The sequence below is a fragment of the Methylobacterium oryzae genome (genome assembly GCF_036441375.1).
Lineage (GTDB): Bacteria > Pseudomonadota > Alphaproteobacteria > Rhizobiales > Beijerinckiaceae > Methylobacterium > Methylobacterium oryzae_A.
The window spans coordinates 861,835-882,268 of record NZ_MLCA01000014.1 but is presented as its reverse complement, the minus strand read 5'-3'; the positions used below and the strand labels follow the sequence as shown (position 1 = coordinate 882,268).

Here is a 20,434-nt window from a genome sequence, read left to right as displayed (position 1 = left end):
GCGGAGCGAAGCAGCCCAGGCAGCGCTACGTTCACGGATGTCGCGCCAAGCCTGGGTCACGTCGCTGCGCTCGTGATGACGGCGCGGGTGCGGCAGACCTCAGCGCGCGGCGTCGGCGATCCAGTCCACCGCGGCCGCCAGCGCGGCGCGCTCGTCCTGCCCGGCGGCGAGCGCGCCCTCGTAGGCCGCGATCTGCCCGTCCGCGCTGGTCCCCTCGGCCACGATCGCCCGGGCACGGGCCACGTCCGCCGCGCAGCCGAGCGCGTCCGCGTCCTCCGCGATCAGCGTGAGCATCGCCTCCAGCGCCTCCGCGAACGGCACGGCCTCGCCGCGCGCCTCGTCGATCAGGGACGCGGCGACGCCGCTGTGCTGGGCGCGCCAGAGATTCTCCGAGGCCAGCGCCCGCGAGACGCCGTCGAGACCGGCATGGAGGTCCGGCCGGCGCGCGCACCGGCGCACGAGGCATCGGAACAGGGCGGCGATGCACAGCGAATCGTCGAGGCGCGTGCAGGCATCGGCGATGCGCAGCTCCAGGGTCGGGAACTTGATCGAGGGACGCAGCGACCACCACAGGAAGCTCGCGTCCGCGATGGCCCCCGCGCGGGTCATGATGGCGACGAACCGCGCGTGGGCGGCGGCGTCGGCGAAGATCTCCGGCAGGCCGGTGCGGGGGAGTTCGCCGAACACGCTGAGCCGGTAGGCCCGCAGGCCCGTCGCCTCGCCCTGCCAGAACGGCGAGGAGGCCGAGAGCGCGAGCAGCAGCGGCTGGAACGGCAGCAGCCGGTTCATCAGGTCGACGCGGGCCTCGGGGTCCGGCACCTCGACGTGGACGTGCATGCCGCAGATCAGGGCCCGCCGCGCCGCGATGCCGACATCCGACAGGATGCCCTTGTAGCGCGCGCCGTCGGTGGCGGTCTGGCGCGACCAGCGCGCCAGGGGATGGGTGCCGCAGGCCAGCAGCCGCAGGCCGTTCTCCGCGGCGATCCCGGCGAGCTGCGCCCGCTGGCCGCCGAGATTGTCGCGAGCCGCCGCGGCGTCGGTGAGCGGCGGGGTGCAGACCTCGACCTGCGCGGCGACCAGCTCGCGCCCCGTCTCGGGCAGCTCCGCCTTCACCCGCGCGTGGAAGGCGGCGAGGTCGCCCCGCGGCGTCCCGCGGGTCTCGGCATCGGCCAGGAAGTACTCCTCCTCGATGCCGAAGCGGTAGCTGGGGGCGCTCATCGTGGTCTCCGGAAACGCGACGCGTGCGCCAACGCGCCGGCCCGCAGGAAGGTGCCGCTCAGGGCGTCCGCAGCGGCCCGCCCACCAGCCAGGCCGGGTCGAACCAGCGGTCCGCCTCGCCGTCGTAGGGCAGACGCGTGATGTCCCAGTGCTGGATGTACTGCGCGTAGACGTTCCACACCGCGATCCCGCCGCCGACGAAGATCCGCCGCCCGGGATAGCGCTTGAGCACCGCCTCGGGATCCTCGTGGCTGCGGATCACGTCGATCGTGCGGTCCTTGAAGGCAAATTCGGGCACCGAGGCCACCGTCTTCGGCCCGGCGATCAGCACGTGGCCCATGGTCAGGGCGAAGAAGCGCGTCACGTCCTCCACGAAGAGCGGGTCGGTGTTGCCCTCCCAGGGCAGGTGGCCGTTGAGGCCGAGCTGGCCCCGCAGGCCGATCGCGCAGATGCAGCGGACGTCGATCATGGGAAACAACTCAGTGAAAGGAAATTGGTCTGTCCCGCCCAATCCCTCATCCTGAGGTGCCCGCGCCAGCGGGCCTCGAAGGAGAGCTCCAGAGAGCCGGAGACTTCTGGAGCCCTCCTTCGAGGCCTCCGCTTCGCTCCGGCACCTCAGGATGAGGTGGTGGGTGGGACGACCCGATCAAGCAACCACCGATCCCGTCATTCGGGTGCGCGGAAACTCAGCACCCGATCGGTGGGGAAGTCGTAGAGCTTGCCGGTCTCGGTCCAGTCCGGGGCGGCGAGCCGCACGAAATGCGGTGCGAGGTCCTCGGGCGTCCGCAGCGTCTCGGGATCCTCGCCCGGCATCGCCGAGCGGCGCATCCCGGTGCGGAGGGGCCCCGGGTTGAGCAGCATCGCCTTGATGGAGGTGGTCTCGTTCTCGGCCGCGTAGGTGCGCACCAGCGCCTCGAGCGCGGCCTTCGAAACCGAGTACGGCCCCCAATAGGGCCGGCACTTCGACGATGCCCCGGAGGAAACGAAGATCGCCCGGCCGGCATCCGACATGCGCAGCAGCGGGTCCAGCGAGCGGATCAGGCGCCAGTTGGCGGTGACGTTCACGTCCATCACCTGCCCCCAGATCTTCGGGGTGATGTGGCCGATCGGCATGAGCGCGCCGAGAATACCGGCATTGCCGACGAGGATGTCGAGCCGCTTCCAGCGCTCGTTGATCGCCGCGCCGAGCCGGTCGATGGCGTCGTAATCGGCAAGATCGAAGGGGACGAGGGTGGCGCTGGAGCCGGCGGCGCGGATCGCGTCGTCCAGCTCCTCCAGGGCGCCGACCGTGCGCGCCACCGCGATCACGTGGGCGCCAGCACCGGCGAGCGCCAGGGCGGCGGCGCGACCGATGCCGCGGGATGCGCCGGTGACGACCGCGACGCGGCCTTCGAGGGGTCTCTGAGACTCAGCCATGCGCAGGACCTAGCGCATTTCCGCGCGTAGGGGATCTCCGATGGATGCCCGTTCGCGCGGAACCCCCAGATCCTGTCAGTCGGCCTCGGCCAGCATGGCGAAGCGCTTCGGGCCGGCGATGGACAGGTCGGTCAGGCCGGTCGGGTAGTCGCCCGTGAAGCAGTGGTCGGTGTATTGCGGGCAGGCCGCGTTCCGCGCCTCCTCGCCCATCGCCCGGTAGAGGCCGGGGATGGACAGGAAGGCCAGCGAATCGGCGCCGATATACTTGCGCATCGCCTCGAGATCGTGGGTCGCGGCGAGCAGCTTCTCCCGCTCGGGCGTGTCGATCCCGTAGAAGTCCGGGTAGGTGATCGGCGGCGAGGCGATGCGGAAATGCACCTCCGCGGCGCCGGCCTCGCGCATCATCCGGACGATCTTCACCGAGGTCGTGCCGCGCACGAGGCTGTCGTCCACGAGGACGATGCTCTTGCCCTCGATCGCCGCGCGGTTGGCCGAGTGCTTCATCCGCACGCCGAGCTCGCGCACCGACTGGGTCGGCTGGATGAAGGTCCGGCCGACGTAGTGGTTGCGGATGATCCCCATCTCGAACGGGATCCCGGTCTCCTGCGCGAAGCCGAGCGCCGCCGGAACGCCGGAATCCGGCACCGGCACGACGATGTCGGCCGGCGCCGCGGCCTCGCGGGCCAGCTCGCGGCCGATCGCCTTGCGCACCGCGTAGACGCTCTTGCCGTTCACGACCGAGTCCGGCCGGGCGAAGTAGATGTACTCGAAGATGCAGGGCCGCATCGGAACGGCGTCGGCGAAGCGGATCGACTCGATCCCCTCCTCGGAGATGACCACGATCTCGCCGTTCTCGATGTCGCGCACGAAGCGGGCGCCGATGATGTCGAGCGCGCAGGTCTCGGAGGCCAGCATGTAGCGGCCGTCGAGCTCGCCCAGCACCAGCGGGCGGATGCCCAGCGGGTCGCGGGCGCCGATCAGCTTCTTGTTGGTGAGCGCCACGATCGCGTAGGCGCCCTGGATCGCCTGCAGGGCGTCGATGAAGCGCTCGATGATCCGCGGCTTCCGCGAGCGGGCCGCGAGGTGCAGGATCACCTCGGTGTCGGAGGTCGACTGGGTGATCGCGCCGTCGCGCACGAGGTCGCGGCGGATCGAGAGGGCGTTGGTCAGGTTGCCGTTATGGGCGACGGCGAGGCCGCCGCTGGCGAGCTCCGCGAAGAGCGGCTGGACGTTGCGCAGGATCGTCCCGCCGGTGGTCGAGTAGCGCACGTGGCCGATGGCGGCGCGGCCCTTGAGGCGGGCGATCGTGTCGCCGTCCGAGAAGGAATCGCCCACGAGGCCGGGGCGGCGCTCGGAGTGGAACACCGAGCCGTCGAAGGAGACGATGCCGGCCGCCTCCTGGCCCCGGTGCTGCAGGGCGTGCAGGCCCAGCGCCACGATCGCGGAGGCGTCCGGATGGCCGAAGATGCCGAAGACGCCGCACTCCTCGCGGAGCGTGTCGCCGTCGAGGTCGAAGGAGTCGGTGGAGGCGGCGGCGTGTGACATGGGGCTGTCGATCACTCACAGATCCCGGCGGCGACGGGCCGGCGCGCCGGTCGTCGCGGAAGCAATCCGTACATCACCGGAACCGCTATCTAGGCGTTCCGCGCGACGAGACCTACGGCGAATACCGCAGATCAGCGTCGCGTCGGGGTCGGCGCGGTCTCGGTCCGGCGCTGCGGCGCCGCGTCGGTCTCGGCCGGAGCGTCGGCGGACTCGTTGGGCGGCGCGCCGGTCTTTGGCTTCTTGAACTGCTTGAGGAAGCCCTCAGGATTCTCGGGCAGCTGCGCCACCAGGGCGTCGCCGGACTTCTCCAGCATCGGGCGCGTGCGGGCCTGGGCGGCCCAGTCCGGCACCTTGCCCTGCACCAGCCAGGACAGGAACACCCAGCCGATCACGCAGATCAGGAAGCCGCGGGCCGCGCCGAACAGGAAGCCGAGGGAGCGGTCGACGGCGCCGATCCGGGAGTCGAGCACGACGTCGGAGATCTTCACCGTGATGATCGACACGATGATCAGGGTGCCGAGGAAGATCGCCGCGATCGAGGCGACGAGCGCCACGGTGTCGCTGTTCACGTGCTGCTTCACGGTCGGCAGCAGCATGGGGTGGAGCGTCCACGCGACGGCGGCGGCCGCCACCCAGGCGACGATCGCCAGGACCTCGCGGGTCACACCACGCACGGCCGCGAGCAGCGCGGAGACCGCGACGATGCCGAGCACGGCGAGATCCAGGACGGTAAACGGCATCGTTATGCTTTTTGGTACCCGCGGGGATAGCGCGTCGGCCGTGCGGCTCCCCCGGACCGCGGTCGATTTATACCAAGCCCGACCTCGGCCGTCACCCTGGCGCGCCCGCCTGATCGCGCGGCTGTGCCGTCCGTGCATCAGCCGCGCCGCGCGCCGGGGCGCGTCCGGTGTTAACGACAGCCCCCGCTGCACCCGGGCGCCGTCCCGATGCTATGGGTCCGGCCTGTGCTTCCGAGACTCCGGTGGCGAACAGATGGAGGCGGTCTGCGTGGCCGAGACCGGACCTGTGACGGAGATCGGCGCCCACGGCGCCCGGCTGACGATCGACCTCGGGGCGATCGCGGCCAACTGGCGGGTCCTTGCGGCCCGCGGCGCGGGCGCCGACTGCGCCGCGGTGGTGAAGGCCGACGCCTACGGCTGCGGCGTCGGCCGCGTCGGGCCGGCCCTGTGGGCCGCCGGCTGCCGAACCTTCTTCGTCGCGCACCTGTCCGAGGGCGTCGCCGCCCGGGCCGCCCTGCCGGAGGCCGCGATCTACGTTCTGAACGGCCTGCCCTCGGGCGCCGCGGCGGCCTTCGCGGCCCACGGTCTGCGCCCGGTGCTCGGCAGCGTTGAGGAGCTGTCGGACTGGGCGGCGTTCGCGGGGGACCGGCCGCCCGCGGCGCTCCACGTCGATACCGGCATGAACCGGCTCGGCCTGTCGGTGCCCGAGGCGCTGGACCTCGCCGGGGACGCAAGGATCGCGGAGGCCGGGATCGACCTGCTCCTCAGCCACTTCGTCAGCGCCGAGACGCCGGAGGACCCGGTGAACACCCGGCAGATCGCCGATTTCGCCCGGGTCCGGGCGGCCTATCCCGGGCTCCGGGCGTCGCTGGCGAACTCGTCGGGAATCTTCCTCGACGGGGCCTGGCACGACCTGCTGCGGCCGGGCTACGCCCTGTTCGGCGGCAACCCCACGCCGGGCGCCGCGAACCCGATGCGCCCGGTGGTGCGTCTGGAGGCGACGATCGCGCAGGTCCGCGGCGTCGAGGCCGGCGCCACCGCGGGCTATAACGGCCGCTGGACCGCCACCGAGCCCAGCCGCCTGGCGACTCTGTCCCTCGGCTACGCCGACGGCCTTCCCCGGGCGATCAGCGGGCGCGGCCAAGCGCTGGTCGGGGGCGTTCCGTGCCCGATCCTGGGCTCCGTCTCCATGGACCTGATCATCCTCGACGTCACGGCGGCGCCCGCGGCCCGGCGCGGCGCCGCCGCGGTGCTGATCGGCGACAGCCTCGACGTCGACACGGTCGGTCGCGCCGCCGGCACGATCGGCTACGAGATCCTCACGGGATTGGGTTCTCGTTATGTTCGAACCTATATAGGGTAGCTCCCTCTCCTGACCGGAAGGCCGGACGGCCGGCGCGCGGACTCGAATGGCCAAGATCCACCAGACCTTCGTCTGCCAGTCCTGCGGGGCGGTCTACAACCGCTGGCGCGGGCGCTGCGAGGCCTGCAACGGCTGGAACACGATCGTCGAGGAGGCGCCCTCCGCCCCCGGCCAAGCGGGCCCGGCCGCGACGAGGCCGTCGCGCAACCGGGGCCGGGTCTTCCCCCTCGAGGGCCTGACCGGCGAGGCCAAGGAGGCGCCGCGCATCCCCTCGGGGATCGGCGAGCTCGACCGGGTGACCGGCGGCGGCTTCGTGCGCGGCTCGGTGATCCTGCTCGGCGGCGATCCCGGCATCGGCAAGTCGACCCTGCTGATGCAGGCCTCCGCGGCCATGGCGGGCACGGGCGAGCGGGTCGCCTACATCTCGGGCGAGGAGGCGGTCGGGCAGGTGCGCCTGCGCGCCGAGCGGCTGGGCCTGAGCACGCGACCGGTCCAGCTCGCCGCCGAGACCAACGTCGAGGACATCGTCGAGACCCTGAGCCAGGGCCGGCCGCCCGCGCTGGCGATCATCGACTCGATCCAGACCATGTGGACCGAGACGGTGGAATCGGCTCCCGGCACGGTGACCCAGGTGCGCTCCTCCGCGCAGGCGCTGATCCGCTTCGCCAAGACCACCGGCACGGCGGTGATCCTGGTCGGCCACGTCACCAAGGACGGGCAGATCGCCGGCCCCCGGGTCGTGGAGCACATGGTCGACGCGGTCGCCTCCTTCGAGGGCGACCAGGGCCACCATTTCCGCATCCTGCGCGCCGTGAAGAACCGGTTCGGGCCCACCGACGAGATCGGCGTGTTCGAGATGACCGACGCGGGCCTGAGCGAGGTGCCGAACCCCTCCGCCCTGTTCCTGGCGGGCCGCGACCATCAGGCGGCCGGCACGGCGGTCTTCGCCGGCATGGAGGGGACGCGGCCGCTGCTGGTGGAGATCCAGGCGCTGGTGGCGCCCTCCTCCCTCGGCATGCCCCGGCGGGCCGTGGTCGGCTGGGACCCGAACCGGCTGTCGATGGTGCTCGCCGTGCTGGAGGCCCACGGCGGCATCCGGCTCGGGAGCCACGACGTCTACCTGAACGTCGCCGGGGGCCTGCGCATCACCGAGCCGGCGGCCGACCTCGCGGTGGCGGCCGCCCTGGTCTCGTCGCTCTCGGGCGCGGTGCTGCCGCCCGAGACGGTGTATTTCGGCGAGATCGGCCTGTCGGGGGCGATCCGGCCCGTGGCGCAGGCCGGGTCGAGGCTGAAGGAGGCCCAGAAGCTCGGCTTCGCTAAGGCGCTGATCCCGCAAGGGCGCGGCGAGGGCGAGAAGGCGCTCGCGGTGGAGACGCTGCGCCACATCGCCGACCTGGTGGCGGGCATCAGCGCCGGAGCGCCGCGGCGGGGCTCGGGCCAGCGGGGGCGGCAGCAGGCGCGCTACGCCGACGAGGAGATGTGAGCGCCCCCGTCCTTGCGAGCGGAGCGAAGCAACCCGGGGATGCGCCACGTTCGGGAAGGGGCCGCTGCCCTGGGTTGCTTCGCTCTCGCTCGCAAAGTCGGCAGGGCTACCCCCCCGTCACGCTCATGTGCCGCGGCACGGCGGCCGGGCGCTGGCGCTCGATGACGAAGTCGTGGCCCTTGGGCTTGCGGGTGATCGCCTCGACCACGGCCGCGGCCAGCACGGCGTCGTCCTGGGAGGCGCGCAGGACCGCGCGCAGGTCGGCCGAATCCTCCTGGCCCAGGCACATGTAGAGCTGACCCGTGCAGGTCAGGCGGACGCGGTTGCAGCTCTCGCAGAAATTGTGGGTCAGCGGCGTGATGAAGCCGAGCTTCCCGCCGGTCTCCTCGACGCGCACGTAGCGCGCCGGGCCGCCGGTGCGGTCGGGCAGCGGGGTCAGGGTGTAGCGGGCCTCCAGACGCTGCCGGGCCACCGACAGGGGCAGGAACTGGTCGGTCCGGTCCGCCTCGATCTCGCCGAGCGGCATGACCTCGATCAGCGTCATGTCCATGCCGAGGCCGTGGGCCCAGGCGATCATGCTGGGGATCTCGTCGGCGTTGACGTCGCGGAGCGCCACGGCGTTGATCTTGACCTTCATCCCGGCGGCCCGCGCCGCCGCGATCCCGTCGAGCACCACCTTGAGGTCGCCGCGGCGGGTGATCTCCCGGAACTTGTCCGGGTCGAGGGTGTCGAGCGAGACGTTGATCCGGCGCACGCCGAGGTCCGCCAGCTCGTCGGCGTAGCGCGTGAGCTGCGTGCCGTTGGTGGTGAGAGTCAGCTCCTCCAGCGCCCCCGAATCGAGATGGCGCGAGAGCCGGCGGAACAGGTGCATGATGTCGCGGCGCACGAGCGGCTCGCCGCCGGTGATCCGGAGCTTGCGCACGCCCCGGGCGATGAACACGCCGCAGAGCCGGTCCAGCTCCTCCAGGGTCAGCAGGTCGCGCTTGGGCAGGAACTCCATGTGCTCGGACATGCAGTAGGCGCAGCGCAGGTCGCAGCGATCCGTCACCGAGATGCGCAGGTACGAGATCGCCCGCTGGAACGGGTCGATCAGCGGCGCGGGCCCGGCGGGCGCGCCGACCGCGGATGTCTGCGGCGTCAGGGAGCTGTCATCGAGCATCGTCCGGCATATGATGCCACCGGCGGTCGCGGGCAAGCAGGTCCCGCGCCGCAGCCCCAGATTGCGTGAGGAGTGTGGCCCGTGACCGAGGATCTGTGGCCGACCGAGATTCGCCTGTCGTCCGACCGGCGGGTGCTCAACGTCGCCTTCGAGGACGGCGCGCGCTACGCCCTGCCGGCCGAGTACCTGCGGGTGTCGAGCCCCTCGGCCGAGGTGCAGGGTCACTCGCCGCTGGAGCGGAAGGTGATCGGCGGCAAGCGGTCCGTGGCGATCCTGGCCGTGCAGCCGGTCGGCAACTACGCGGTCAAGCTCGGCTTCGACGACATGCACGACACCGGCATCTACGGCTGGGGCTATCTCCACACGCTGGGCCGCGAGTACGAGACGCGGTGGACCACCTATCTCAGCGAGCTCGCCGAGCGCGGCCTGGACCGTGAGACCGCGCGCACCGCCCCGGTGAAGCAGGGCGGAGGCTGCGGGTCGGGCTCGTGCGGCTGCCACTGAGGGCAGCCGCTCCATCTTACTCTGGCTCCGCGCCCCGTCCTTGCGAGCGGAGCGAAGCGAGCCAGCGGCGCCACGATCTCAGAGGTCGCGCGTCCCTGGCTCGCTTCGCTGCGCTCGCGATGGGGCCGGGTGTCGAACCGCGCCGTGGAGAAGGCCGGAGGCTTGCATCACGTCACGCGGGCATCTGCGCCCGCCCATCCCTGGAGCCACCATGGCCTTCGCCTGCACCATCCCCGCGACACCCACGATCCAGCAGGACGACGCCACCGTGCGCATCACCCGGTGGGACTTCCCGCCGGGCGCGGTGACCGGCTGGCACGAGCACGGCTGGCCCTATTTCGTGGTGATGCTGGTGGACGGGATCCTGCGCGTCCACGACGGCGCGGATGTGAGCGAGACGGCGCTCGCGGCCGGCCAATCCTACACCCGCCCGGCCGGCATCCGGCACGACGTGATGAACGGGTCCGACCACGCGATCGCCTTCGTGGAGATCGAGGTGAAGCGCCCGGACGCGCTGGTGACCCTGCCGGGCACCTGAACGCGGAAGGGCCGGCCTCGCGGCCGGCCCTTCCGTCCAAGCCCAGAACGGCGATCAGCGCTGGACGACGACCCGCGTGCCGACCTTGGCGCGGGTGTACAGGTCCATGACGTCGTCGTTGGTCATGCGGATGCAGCCCGACGACACCGCCGTGCCGATCGTCTCCGGCTCGTTGGAGCCGTGGATCCGGTAGATCGAGCCGCCGAGATACATGGCGCGGGCGCCGAGCGGGTTCTCAAGACCGCCCTTCATGTAGCGCGGCAGGTCGGGCCGGCGCTTCAGCATGGTCGACGGCGGACGCCAATCCGGCCACTCGCGCTTCATCGTGATGGTCTGCACGCCGCCCCAGGTGAAGCCCGGCCGGCCGACGCCGACGCCGTAGCGCAGGGCCTGGCCGCCGCCCATCACGTAGTAGAGCCGCCGCTCGGCCGTGGAGACCACGATCGTGCCGGCGCCGTAGGGCCCGTTATACGCCACGACCTCGCGCGGGATCGCCGACATCTGCGGCACCGCGGCGTCGGCGCTCAGCGGGTCGGCGGCGTTGAGGGCGGCGTTGGCCACCGGCACCGCGACGGTCTCGACGGCCTGCGGGCGCACGCGCACGGTGAGCGCGTCGTTCAGCGGCTGGCGGGTCAGCGGGTCGATCTCGTAGGCCAGAGCCGGCGCGGCGCAGGCGGCCGCGCCGAAAAGCCCGATCAGGGCGGGAAGAAAACGACGCATCAAAGCCTCTCGGGGCAGGCGCGGAATATGGCGGGAACGCGGCGAATAACCGGCGCACGATGCCGTGCCGATCCTCGCCAAGGGGTAAACGCTCGCGCCTCAAATCCAAGCCTGAAACCGGTCCGGCCGGGCGGTTCCGCCCGCCCGTGACTCGATGGCAACACTGTGGCAGCTTGGCCGTAAGGCCCCGCGCGATCGCCTGGGATCCCGGCATCGACGGCGTGCCGCCGCGCCTCCCGCGCGTCCCGCCGGGGCCGGGCCCGCCTGCGGCGCCCCGAACGGTGCGGATCAGGCGCGCGCCACGTCGCCGGCCGGGCGGAGCGGGACCGGCGCGGCGGGCAGGCCGCGGAGCTGGGCGAGCTCGGCGAGTTCCGGCGCCTGCGCGGTGTCGTCGGCGTTCAGGAACAGGCCCCGCGCCCGGGCGGCGCGGCCGAGATCGGCCCGGCTGGTCCATACGCTCTGGGCCGGGCTCGTGAGGAGCGCCAGGGCCACCGGCGCCAGCCAGAGGGCGAGCCACGGGCTCCCGACCAGGACCAGGGCGAACACCATCAGCGCGCCGACCACCACGGCGTCGGCCTGGAGCCGGACGGCCTCCGCCCAGGACACCTGCCGGTCGTCGCGGTCCTGCGTCTCCCAGCGCACCACCCGGCCGAAGAAGGTCGACACCACGGCGCCGGCGGTGAACAGGGTCAGGACCGGCCACAGGACCACCCACACCGCCTGTTCCAGGGCCGCGCTGGCGAGCAGGGCCCGCGCGCCGCCGAAGGCCGCCCGGCGCTCCGCGGAGGCGAGGACGTGCCCGAGGCTCAGGAGCTTCGGCAGCGCCAGGACGGCGACGCTGAGGGCGGCGAGCGCGTGGGCGGCGGCGCCCTGCCCGGTCAGGCCGTAGGCCAGGAGGCCGAGTTCGCCGGTCCGGGCGGCCTGCCACGCGGCGAGGCCCAGGAAGGCGATCCAGAGCGGCAGCACCCCGTACGAGAGGATGCCGACGAGGAGGTGCCACCGGCTCGCCGCGTGCAGCCCCGCCCAGGGCAGCACCCGCAGGTGCTGGAGGTTGCCCTGGCACCAGCGGCGCTCGCGGCCGAGCAGGTCGACGAGGTTGGTGGGCATCTCCTCCCAGGTGCCGCCCATCTCGGGCAGCAGCCGCACCTCCCAGCCGGCGCGCACCATCAGCGCGCCCTCGACGATGTCGTGGCACAGGATCTCGCCGCCGAGCGGCTCCCGGCCCGGGAGCTTCGGGAGCTGCGCGTTCTCCGCGAAGGCCTCGACCCGCAGGATCGCGTTGTGGCCCCAGTAGCTGCCCTCCGGGCCCTGCCAGGTCTCCAGGCAGCGCAGGGCCAGCGGCGCGTAGAGGCGGACGGCGAATTGCTGGATGCGGGCGAAGAGCGTGTCCCGGCCGGCCGCGTACGACACGGTCTGGATCAGGCCGGTGCGGGGGCTCGCCTGCATCAGCCCGACGAGCCGGCCCATGGCCGCGCCGGTCATCAGGCTGTCGGCGTCCAGCACGATCATGAACGCGTACTCGCCGCCGTAGCTGCGGCAGAACTCGCCGATGTTGCCGGCCTTGCGGCCGACATTCTCGGTCCGGCGCCGGTAGCGGATCCGCGGCAGCGCCGGGTCGGACGCCGCCCAGGCCTGGATGCGGGCGTATTCGTGCTCCTCCACGGCGGCGATCGCGCCGTCGCGCGTGTCGGAGAGGACGAAGATGTCGATGCCCCGTGCCTCGGCGCGGGCGAGCGAGCGGGCCATCACCCGCAGGCGGGCGAAGACCGCGACCGCGTCCTCGGCGTGGATCGCCACCACGGCGGCGGTCCGTCCGGCCCCGGCCGGCACGGCGCCCGCCTGCTCGGAGCGGCGCTCCAGCGCGGATTTCGCCCGGTCGCCCAGGAGCGAAGCGACGAAGCCGTAGACGTACTGGCAGGCGACGAAGGCCTGCCAGCCCATCACGAGGCCGAACAGCACCAGGACCGCCCAGGCCAGCGGGCTGACGCCCGCCGGGTAGGCGAGCGCGGCGAGCCACGCGAGGCCGCCGGCGGTGGCGACGCTCGGGATGGTCAGGGCGAGGCGCCGGGCGCGCAGGGCGCCGCTCGGCGCGCCGGTCCAGACCTCGCGGCAGGATGCGCTCTCCGACGGATCGGGTATGGCGGGAGCCGCGTTCCGGTGCGACCGCTCGGCGGAGGAGGTGACGCGTGACGACATGGCGCGAGGAGCTCGACCGTGGAAGGCTGCCGGCCGCCCGGCCGTCCGGGGCCGGGAACCGATGACCGTGGATACCGATGTGCGGGGTGAGGATACGGAGCCGACCGGGCAGCCCAGGCCGCCGGAAGCCGAACGGATCAATCCCCCCTCCCGACGCCGCGTTCTTCGGACAGTCCTGGCAGCGGCTGCCGGCACGGTTCTACCTAGCGCGACTGATCTGAATGGGTCCAGAACGTGGGCGGGGCCGGCGCTTCCGCCGCAGGGCGACGCGATGACCTTCGAGACCCTCTCGGTCGAGGCGGCGCGGCGCGCCGCCGCGCCCTACGCCGCACCGCCCGAGGACCTGCCGCCGGCGCTCGCGGGCCTCGACTACGACGGCTACCGCGCGATCACCTTCCGGCCGGACGCGCGCCTGCGCCTCGGGGCGCATTTCAGCGCCCAGCTGTTCCACCGCGGCTTCCTGCAGCGCAAGCGCGTGGCGCTCCACCTCCAGCCGCTCCGCGGGCCCGCGCGCCCGATCCCCTACGACACGCAGCTGTTCGACCTGGGCACGCGGCTCGCCGGCCAGCGCTTCGCGCCGGATCTCGGCTTCGCGGGCTTCCGCCTGCACTACGCCTTCCCCGACACGCCGGCCTGGCGGCCGAAGGGCTTCCAGGAGGAGTTCCTCGTCTTCCTGGGCGCCTCCTATTTCCGACTGCGCGCGGCCAACCAGGAATACGGGCTCTCGGCCCGGGGCCTCGCCGTCGGGACCGGCGCGCCCGAGGGCGAGGAATTTCCCGATTTCGTCGCCCACTGGCTCTGCGAGCCGGAGGCGGAGGCGCGCACGCTCACGGTGCTCTCCCTCCTCGACAGCCCGAGCGTGGCCGGCGCCTACCGGTTCGAGATCGCGCCGGGCGATCCGGCCCGGATCGCCGTCACCGCGGCGCTCCACCCGCGCCGGGCGCTCCCGAAGCTCGGGCTGGCGCCGCTCACCAGCATGTTCCTCTTCGGCCAGAACGGGCCCGGGGCGTGGGGCGCGAAGCCCTTCGACGATTTCCGGCCGCAGGTGCACGATTCCGACGGCCTCTGCGTCGCGGCCGGGGCCGACCCGGCGCGGGTCGACCGGATCTGGCGGCCCCTGGTCAACGGGCGCGCGCAGCCGCAGATCTCCGCCTTCGCGGCCCGGCCGCTCGCCGGTTTCGGGCTGCTGCAGCGGGAGCGGGGCTTCGCGGCCTATCTCGACGTGGAGGCGCGCCACGAGGCGCGGCCGGGGCTGTGGGTGGCGCCGGATCCCGCCGGGGGCGCCTTCGCGGACGGCGCCGTGCAGCTCTTCGAGATCCCGTCGGGCGAGGAGTACATGGACAACATCGTGGCGGCCTTCGTGCCGGCGGCCCCGGCGCAGCCCGGCGCGCCGCTGCACGTCGCCTACGGCCTGACCACGGTGGGGGCGGAGCCCGTGCCGGCGATCCCGGAAGCCGCCCTCGCCCGGGTGACCTCGACGCGGTTCGGCTCGGCGGAGCGCCTGCGGCCGACCAACCCGCCGAGCCCGCAGCGGCGCCTCTGCGTGATCGACTTCGAGGGTCCGGGCCTGCCGAAGGGTCCCGACGACGCGGTCGCCGCTGAGGTCTCGGCCAGCGCCGGCACGATGCACGATCCGGTGGCCAATTTCGTGCCGCAGACCGGCGGCTGGCGGATCTACGTCGAGTGGCGCCCGCCGGAACCGCTGCCGCCGGGCGACGCCGTGCTGCGCGCCCGGCTGGTCCGCGGGAGCGTCCCCCTCAGCGAGACCTGGGACGCCGCCGTCTAGGTCAGGATCGGGCCGCCTCAGGCGGAGCGGCGCTCCTGCTCCAGGCGCCGGGCCAGGCGGGTGGCGCCGTAGACCTCGCTCAGGCGGCGGCGGGCCGCGGAGACCGGCGGGGCCTGCCGCTCGTCATGGGCGGCCGCGATGACGCGCAGGGCGGCGGCGACCGAACGCTCCAGGCGACGCTCGGCCTGGACGGACGCGTCCCGATGATTGTCCAGCATGTGATGATCCCTCGTGCTGCGCCGTCTCCGCCCTCTGGCGGGGCGGTATCCGGCGGCGCAGACAGATTTCACATCCGGCTTGACGGCATCAAGGCAGCTTGGCCGTAAGCCGCCGCGCGTCGTTACCGTAATTCCTCGTGCCACGTGCGGCCGTCGCGCTCGATCAGCGCGATGGCGGCGGTCGGGCCCCAGCTCCCGGCCGGGTAGGGCCGGGGCGCCTCGGGGCGGTCGGCCCAGGCCTTGAGCACGCCGTCCGCCCAGGCCCAGGCGGCCTCGACCTCGTCGCGGCGCATGAACAGCGTGGCGTTGCCGCGGACCACGTCCATCAGCAGGCGCTCGTAGGCGTCGGGGTAGCGCTGCTTGAAGGTCTCCTCGAAGGAGATGTCGAGGTCGGTCGGGCGCAGGCGCAGGCCGCCGGGCCCCGGATCCTTGGTCATCACCTCGAGCTTCATGCCCTCCTGCGGCTGCAGGCGGATGACGAGGCGGTTCGGCTCCCGGCCGAAGGCCTCCTCGGGGAAGATCGAGAAGGGCGAGGCGCGGAACTGCACCACGATCTCGGAGAGCTTCTGGGGCAGGCGCTTGCCGGTGCGCAGGTAGAACGGCACGCCGGCCCAGCGCCCGGACTGGATCTCGACCTTCATGGCCACGAAGGTCTCGGTCCGGCTCTCGTGGCCGAGCTCGGCGAGGTAGCCCTCCACGGGCTTGCCGTCGACGGCGCCCGCCACGTACTGGCCGCGCACCGTGACGCTCTGGATGTCGTGCGTGGTGATGGGCTTGAGGGCGCGGAGCACCTTCAGCTTCTCGTCGCGGACCGAGTTCGCCTCGAGATTGAGCGGGCTCTCCATGGCGGTGAGGCAGAGGAGCTGCAGGATATGGTTCTGCAGCATGTCGCGCATCGCGCCCGACGTGTCGTAGTAGCCGGCCCGGCCCTCGACCCCCACCGTCTCGGCGACCGTGATCTGGACGTGGTCGATCACGTCCGAGGTCCAGAGCCGCTCGAAGATCGTGTTGGCGAAGCGGAGCGAGAGCAGGTTCTGGACCGTCTCCTTGCCGAGATAGTGGTCGATCCGGAAGATCTGTGATTCGGGGAAGACCTCGCCGACCGCGTCGTTGATCGCGCGGGCCGATTTCAGGTCCTTGCCGATCGGCTTCTCCAGCACGACGCGGGACTTCTCGCCGACGAGCCCGTGGGCGGCGAGGTTGCGGCAGATCGAGCCGTAGAGGTCGGGCGAGGTGGCGAGGTAGTAGGGCCGGACTTGGTCGGGCCGCTCGTCGAGCTTGGCGACGAGATCGGTCCAGCCGCTGTCGCCGGCGCCGTCGACCGCGACGTAGTCCACATGGTCGAGGAACCGCTCGAGCGCGTCCTCGGCCAGGTCGGTGGCGGGCACGAAGCGCTTGAGGGCGTCGCGGGCGTGCTCGTGGAACGCGTCGAGGGACAGTTCCGAGCGCGAGGCGCCGATGATCCGGCTGGTCTCGGGAATCTGGCCGTCGCGGAACCGGTAGAACAGCGCCGGCAGCAGCTTCCGCGCGGTCAGATCGCCGGTCGCGCCGAACACGACGCAGTCGAAGGAAGCGACGGGGATGATCGTGGCCAAGGGCGGCTCCCGGGTGTCGTGCGCTGGTCTCGTGCGGCGGCTGCGTCGCACTGACCTAACCCGTGTGCAAGGGCTTCGCCAGACGAGGGGCGCAGGCCAGCGCTGCCCGGGCCAGGGCACGGCCGCGGCAGGTCCGGGCAAGTCCACGCTGCCACGCTCCGTCCTTGCGAGCGCGGCGAAGCAACCCAGGGCCGCGCGCCGGCGCGGAAGGGCAGCCCGCTGCGCGAGCCGGCCGTCTACATCAGGGCGAGCCGCCGCAACGGCACGCTCTACACGGGCGTGACATCCAACCTCGCCCGGCGGCTCTACGCGCACCGGGAGGCGCTGCTTCCCGGTTTCACGAGCCGTTACGCTTGCAAGCGCCTGGTCTGGTATGAGCGCTATCCCGCGATGAATGGGGCCGTCGCCCGCGAGAAGCAGATCAAAGCGGGCTCACGGAAGAAGAAGCTCGCGCTGATCGAGGCGATGAATCCCGATTGGAACGACCTGTATCCCGATCTCGCGTGAACAGGTCCGGCGTCGCGGCTCCCTGGATTGCTTCGCTGCGCTCGCAAAGACGGTGAACGCGGCAGCCCGCGCGCAGCCACGCGACGAGTCTCGCTCCTCCGTCATCACGAGCGAAGCGAAGTGACCCAGGGCAGCGCGAGGCCGCTCGGGTCAGCCCTCCATGGACCGCTTGAACGCCTCGGCGTAGTCCGGGTGCCAGCGCGACAGGGCGGGCCGGTTCTCGACGATGTCGCCGGCCGCCCAGGCGATCCGCTTCGCATCCTGGGCGCGGGTGGTCTCGTTGTCGGGGCAGAGGATGTAGAAGTCGCCGGCCGCGAGCCGCTCCAGCATGAACGCCACGGTCTCGTCGGGCGTCCAGGCGCCGGCCGGCTTCTCGGTGACGCCGCGGGCCTTGGTGAGCCCGGTATAGACGAAGCCGGGGATCAGCAGGTGGGCGGTGGTGTGGCAGCCCTCCCGGTTGCGCAACTCGTGGGCGAGCGCCTCGGTGAGAGCCTTCACCCCCGCCTTCGAGACGTTGTAGGGCGCGTTGCCCGGCGGCGTGGTGATGCCCTGCTTCGAGCCGGTGACGATGATCGCCCCGGGCTTGCCGCCCTCGATCATGCCGGGCGCGAAGGCGTGGATGCCGTTGACCACGCCGCCGAGGTTGGTGCCCAGGATCCGCGCCCAGGTGTCGGCGTCGGAGAACAGCTTTCCGCCGGCCTCGATCCCGGCATTCAGCATCACCAGGGCGGGCGGTCCGGCCTTGGCGACGGCGGCCGCCAGGGCCTCCACGGCGCCCCGGTCCGACACGTCGGTGGGTACGGCGCGCACCTCGACGGCGGCGAGTTCGGCGACGGCGGCCCGGGCCGCGTCCAGGGCCGGCCCCGGCAGGTCGGCGAGCCAGACATTCATGCCGGCCCGCGCGAAGGCCTGCGCGGCGGCGAGCCCGATGCCGCTCGCGGCTCCGGTGACGACCGCGCTGCGACCGGGGCTGATCGCGGGGTGCTGGCTCATGACGGATCCTCGGCTGACTGGCGCCCTTCAGATGGGGCAACCCGACAGGAAGGCGAGTTGGCGGCCGGATCGCGCGCGCCGGCAGACTCAGCGGATCGCCGCCGCGGCGGATTCTGTTAGGGTCGCCGGATCCCCTCGGACCGAAGCGCCCGGATGCCCCCTCCCCCGAGCCGCCGCACGATCCTCGCCGGTGCGGCCTCCCTCGGCCTCGCCACGGCGGCGCGTGCGGCCGTCCCTTCAGGGTTCGGCCCCCTCGGGCGTCCGTCCTGGTCGGGCGACAGCCTCCAGGCGGCCGCGGCCGCCAAGGGTCTTCTCTACGGCTGCGAGGTGCCGTTCCACCGCTTCGACGCGACGCCCGCCTACCGGCAGGCGGTGGCGCGGGAATGCGGCATCCTCGTCTGCGGCACCGAGATGAAGATGGAGGAGGTCCTGCCGGCCCCCGGCAGGACCGACTTCGCCCGCGGCGACGCCATCCTGCGCTTCGCCAGGGGGAACGGCCAGCGCATGCGCGGCCACACGCTCGTCTGGCACGCGGCGCTGCCGCCCTGGGTCGGGCCGCTCCTCGGCCGGGCGAGCGCCGTCCAGGCCGAGGATTTCATGCGGCGCTGGATCGAGACGGTGGCGGGCCATTACCGCGGCCAGATCGTCGCCTGGGACGTGGTCAACGAGATCCTCGGCAACGAGGCCGACCCAGACCGCGGCGGCGGCCTGCGCGACTCGCCCTGGCTCGCCTCCATCGGCCCCGGCTACGTCGACCTCGCCTTCCGGATCCTGCACGAGACCGATCCGGCCGCCGCCGGCACGTGGAACGAGGACGCGGTGGAGCAGGGCGTGCCCTGGATGGAGGCCAAGCGCACCAAGGTCCTGCGCCGCCTGGAGGCGATGCGGTCCCGGGGCGTGCCGATCCGGCGCTTCGGGCTGCAATCGCACCTCACCAGCACGATCCCGATCGACCAGGGCCAGCTGCGGCGCTTCCTGCGGGAGATCGGCCAGATGGGGCTCGGGATCGAGATCACCGAGCTCGACATCGACGACCGCGCCTTCCCGTCCGACGTCGCGACCCGCGACCGGAGGGTGGCCGACTACGCCCGGCGCTACCTCGACGTGGTGCTGGACGAGCCCGCCTGCCTCGACGTCCTGACCTGGGACATCTACGACCCGGACACGTGGCTGAACGACCACCCCTACCGCAAGCGGCCCGACGGCCTGCCGCAGCGGGCGCTGCCGCTCGACGCGCAGTTCCGGCGCAAGCCCCTGTGGCACGCCATCAAGGCGGCCTTCGAGGCCGCGCCCGATCACAGGGCCGCCCGCGAGAAGCTCAGGCGGGCGTGACGCCGGCCCGGCGGCCGTCCTCGGCCAGGCTCGGCTCCGGCGGCCGGTCCGCCAGGAGGCGGCGGCGGAGGCGCGCGCAGGGGCGCTCGACGAGGCCGTACATGCCCCAGCACCACAGCAGGGTCACCGGGAAGGCCGCCAGCATCAGGCCGACGCCGTGCAGCCCGGGCCGCAGGTGCAGCACCAGGGCCACCACGGTCATGTGCGCGAGGTAGAAGCTGTAGGACCAGAGCCCGAGCCGGCGCATCGGCCGGCTGGCCAGCAGCCGCACCAGAGGTCCCTCGCCGTGCAGCAGGTACGCGAAGGGCACGAACAGGGCGGCGCTCTGGAGCGTGTAGCGCAGGCTCTCCCGGAAGGCGGGATCGCGGACCGCCAGGGTCCCGAGGATCACCGCGAGGCTCGCCGCCACGTGCCAGGGCGCGGGGCGCCACGCCCGGTCGGCCGGGACCACCGGGTTGTTCCACAGCCCGAGGCAGCACCCGAACAGGATCGCGTCGATCCGGGTGTGGGTCCAGCTGTAGTTCAGGCTGTAATCCGGCAGCCGCCAGACGTTGACGCACCGGATCGCCAGGACCGCCGCGCAGAGCCCCAGGCAGGCCAGGGCCGCGCGGCGCGGCCGCAGGCGCCCGAGCCAGAGCAGGAAGACCAGCGGGAAGACGAGGTAGAAATGCTCCTCGATGGCGAGGCTCCAGAGCGGCACCGGCAGCACCGCCTCGGTGCCGAACAGGCCGGGATAGTTCGTCAGGAAGGTCGCCTGCCCGAGGACCGCCGCCGGCGCGACCGGCATCCAGTCGAGCCACCCCGCCGCGTACAGCGCGCCGGAGGCGAGCAGGGTCAGGTACATGGGCGGCAGGATGCGCAGGCTCCGCCGGAGGTAGAAGGCCGGAAGCGACACCGTCCCGGTCCGCGCCCGCTCGATCCGCAGGAGCGTGGTGATCAGGTAGCCGCTGAGGAAGAAGAAGACGGTCACGCCGAAGCCGCCCGGCACCACGTGCCCGTAGCCGCAATGGGCCGCGAACACGATCAGGATGGCGAGCGCCCGCACCCCGTCGAGCTGGGGCAGGTAGGGCATCGATGCGGGAGGCGGGTCTCCGGGATGCGGCATGCTGGGGACCGATCTC

The 20,434-nt window shown here is 72.6% G+C and carries 19 protein-coding genes; 7 read left to right on the top strand and 12 right to left on the bottom strand.

The window, feature by feature from the left end:
• Positions 1 to 99: 99 nt before the first annotated feature.
• The 5 genes from MOTC310_RS27920 to MOTC310_RS27900 form a co-directional block, all read right to left on the bottom strand.
• Entirely contained in the window at positions 100 to 1,218 is a 1,119-nt protein-coding gene (locus tag MOTC310_RS27920; protein ID WP_331304076.1) for a carboxylate-amine ligase, read from the bottom strand.
• 58 nt (positions 1,219 to 1,276) lie between these two features.
• Complete coding sequence (locus tag MOTC310_RS27915; protein ID WP_331294639.1) at positions 1,277 to 1,687, bottom strand: dihydrofolate reductase; 411 nt, start codon at positions 1,685 to 1,687, stop codon at positions 1,277 to 1,279.
• Positions 1,688 to 1,884: 197 nt separating this feature from the next.
• Positions 1,885 to 2,634 (bottom strand): SDR family NAD(P)-dependent oxidoreductase, encoded by a 750-nt coding sequence (locus tag MOTC310_RS27910; protein WP_331304075.1) that lies wholly within the window; start codon positions 2,632 to 2,634, stop codon positions 1,885 to 1,887.
• A gap of 75 nt (positions 2,635 to 2,709) precedes the next feature.
• Positions 2,710 to 4,179, bottom strand: coding sequence for an amidophosphoribosyltransferase (gene purF / locus MOTC310_RS27905; RefSeq protein WP_331304074.1), 1,470 nt, complete (start codon positions 4,177 to 4,179; stop codon positions 2,710 to 2,712).
• 131 nt (positions 4,180 to 4,310) lie between these two features.
• Positions 4,311 to 4,919, bottom strand: coding sequence for a CvpA family protein (locus MOTC310_RS27900; protein ID WP_266285714.1), 609 nt, complete (start codon positions 4,917 to 4,919; stop codon positions 4,311 to 4,313).
• A 253-nt stretch (positions 4,920 to 5,172) separates the two neighbouring features.
• Here MOTC310_RS27900 and alr point away from each other — a divergent pair, with 253 nt between their 5' ends.
• Entirely contained in the window at positions 5,173 to 6,282 is a 1,110-nt protein-coding gene (gene alr / locus MOTC310_RS27895; RefSeq protein ID WP_331304073.1) for an alanine racemase, read from the top strand.
• A gap of 46 nt (positions 6,283 to 6,328) precedes the next feature.
• Positions 6,329 to 7,765 (top strand): DNA repair protein RadA, encoded by a 1,437-nt coding sequence (radA, locus tag MOTC310_RS27890; protein WP_331304072.1) that lies wholly within the window; start codon positions 6,329 to 6,331, stop codon positions 7,763 to 7,765.
• A 106-nt stretch (positions 7,766 to 7,871) separates the two neighbouring features.
• Here the strand turns inward: radA and moaA are convergent, their stop codons facing one another.
• The gene (moaA, locus tag MOTC310_RS27885) at positions 7,872 to 8,924 is read right to left on the bottom strand and encodes a GTP 3',8-cyclase MoaA (RefSeq protein WP_331304071.1); all 1,053 of its coding nucleotides are present in this window, start codon (positions 8,922 to 8,924) and stop codon (positions 7,872 to 7,874) included.
• A gap of 81 nt (positions 8,925 to 9,005) precedes the next feature.
• Between moaA and MOTC310_RS27880 the strand changes: the two genes are divergently transcribed.
• Both MOTC310_RS27880 and MOTC310_RS27875 read left to right on the top strand, forming a co-directional pair.
• Complete coding sequence (locus MOTC310_RS27880; protein WP_132367054.1) at positions 9,006 to 9,428, top strand: gamma-butyrobetaine hydroxylase family protein; 423 nt, start codon at positions 9,006 to 9,008, stop codon at positions 9,426 to 9,428.
• A 211-nt stretch (positions 9,429 to 9,639) separates the two neighbouring features.
• Positions 9,640 to 9,966 carry a cupin domain-containing protein gene (locus tag MOTC310_RS27875; protein ID WP_132367053.1) on the top strand — a complete coding sequence of 109 codons (327 nt, stop codon included), beginning with the start codon at positions 9,640 to 9,642 and terminating at the stop codon, positions 9,964 to 9,966.
• Positions 9,967 to 10,020: 54 nt separating this feature from the next.
• Here MOTC310_RS27875 and MOTC310_RS27870 read toward each other — a convergent pair whose 3' ends face one another.
• Positions 10,021 to 10,686, bottom strand: coding sequence for a L,D-transpeptidase (locus MOTC310_RS27870; protein ID WP_132367052.1), 666 nt, complete (start codon positions 10,684 to 10,686; stop codon positions 10,021 to 10,023).
• A gap of 288 nt (positions 10,687 to 10,974) precedes the next feature.
• Positions 10,975 to 12,882 carry a glucans biosynthesis glucosyltransferase MdoH gene (mdoH, locus tag MOTC310_RS27865; protein WP_331304070.1) on the bottom strand — a complete coding sequence of 636 codons (1,908 nt, stop codon included), beginning with the start codon at positions 12,880 to 12,882 and terminating at the stop codon, positions 10,975 to 10,977.
• Positions 12,883 to 13,153: 271 nt separating this feature from the next.
• Between mdoH and MOTC310_RS27860 the strand changes: the two genes are divergently transcribed.
• A complete protein-coding gene (locus MOTC310_RS27860; RefSeq protein ID WP_331304069.1) occupies positions 13,154 to 14,668 on the top strand; it encodes a glucan biosynthesis protein in 1,515 nt (504 codons plus the stop codon).
• 17 nt (positions 14,669 to 14,685) lie between these two features.
• On the opposite strand, the gene MOTC310_RS27855 is transcribed toward MOTC310_RS27860, so the two are convergent.
• Together MOTC310_RS27855 and zwf are read right to left on the bottom strand one after the other, a co-directional pair.
• A complete protein-coding gene (locus MOTC310_RS27855) occupies positions 14,686 to 14,886 on the bottom strand; it encodes a hypothetical protein (protein ID WP_132367049.1) in 201 nt (66 codons plus the stop codon).
• A gap of 122 nt (positions 14,887 to 15,008) precedes the next feature.
• Positions 15,009 to 16,481: a glucose-6-phosphate dehydrogenase gene (gene zwf / locus MOTC310_RS27850; protein ID WP_331304068.1), complete on the bottom strand. Its 1,473-nt coding sequence runs from the start codon at positions 16,479 to 16,481 to the stop codon at positions 15,009 to 15,011.
• Positions 16,482 to 16,700: 219 nt separating this feature from the next.
• Here zwf and MOTC310_RS27845 point away from each other — a divergent pair, with 219 nt between their 5' ends.
• The gene (locus tag MOTC310_RS27845; protein ID WP_331304131.1) at positions 16,701 to 16,988 is read left to right on the top strand and encodes a GIY-YIG nuclease family protein; all 288 of its coding nucleotides are present in this window, start codon (positions 16,701 to 16,703) and stop codon (positions 16,986 to 16,988) included.
• Positions 16,989 to 17,138: 150 nt separating this feature from the next.
• On the opposite strand, the gene MOTC310_RS27840 is transcribed toward MOTC310_RS27845, so the two are convergent.
• Positions 17,139 to 17,981 carry an SDR family NAD(P)-dependent oxidoreductase gene (locus MOTC310_RS27840; RefSeq protein WP_331304067.1) on the bottom strand — a complete coding sequence of 281 codons (843 nt, stop codon included), beginning with the start codon at positions 17,979 to 17,981 and terminating at the stop codon, positions 17,139 to 17,141.
• A gap of 153 nt (positions 17,982 to 18,134) precedes the next feature.
• Between MOTC310_RS27840 and MOTC310_RS27835 the strand changes: the two genes are divergently transcribed.
• Positions 18,135 to 19,313: an endo-1,4-beta-xylanase gene (locus tag MOTC310_RS27835; RefSeq protein ID WP_331304066.1), complete on the top strand. Its 1,179-nt coding sequence runs from the start codon at positions 18,135 to 18,137 to the stop codon at positions 19,311 to 19,313.
• Here MOTC310_RS27835 and MOTC310_RS27830 read toward each other — a convergent pair.
• On the bottom strand, positions 19,300 to 20,418 hold the full coding sequence (locus MOTC310_RS27830) for an acyltransferase family protein (RefSeq protein WP_331304065.1): 1,119 nt from the start codon (positions 20,416 to 20,418) through the stop codon (positions 19,300 to 19,302). The two genes, MOTC310_RS27835 and MOTC310_RS27830, sit on opposite strands and share 14 nt — an antisense overlap.
• Positions 20,419 to 20,434 lie beyond the last annotated feature (16 nt).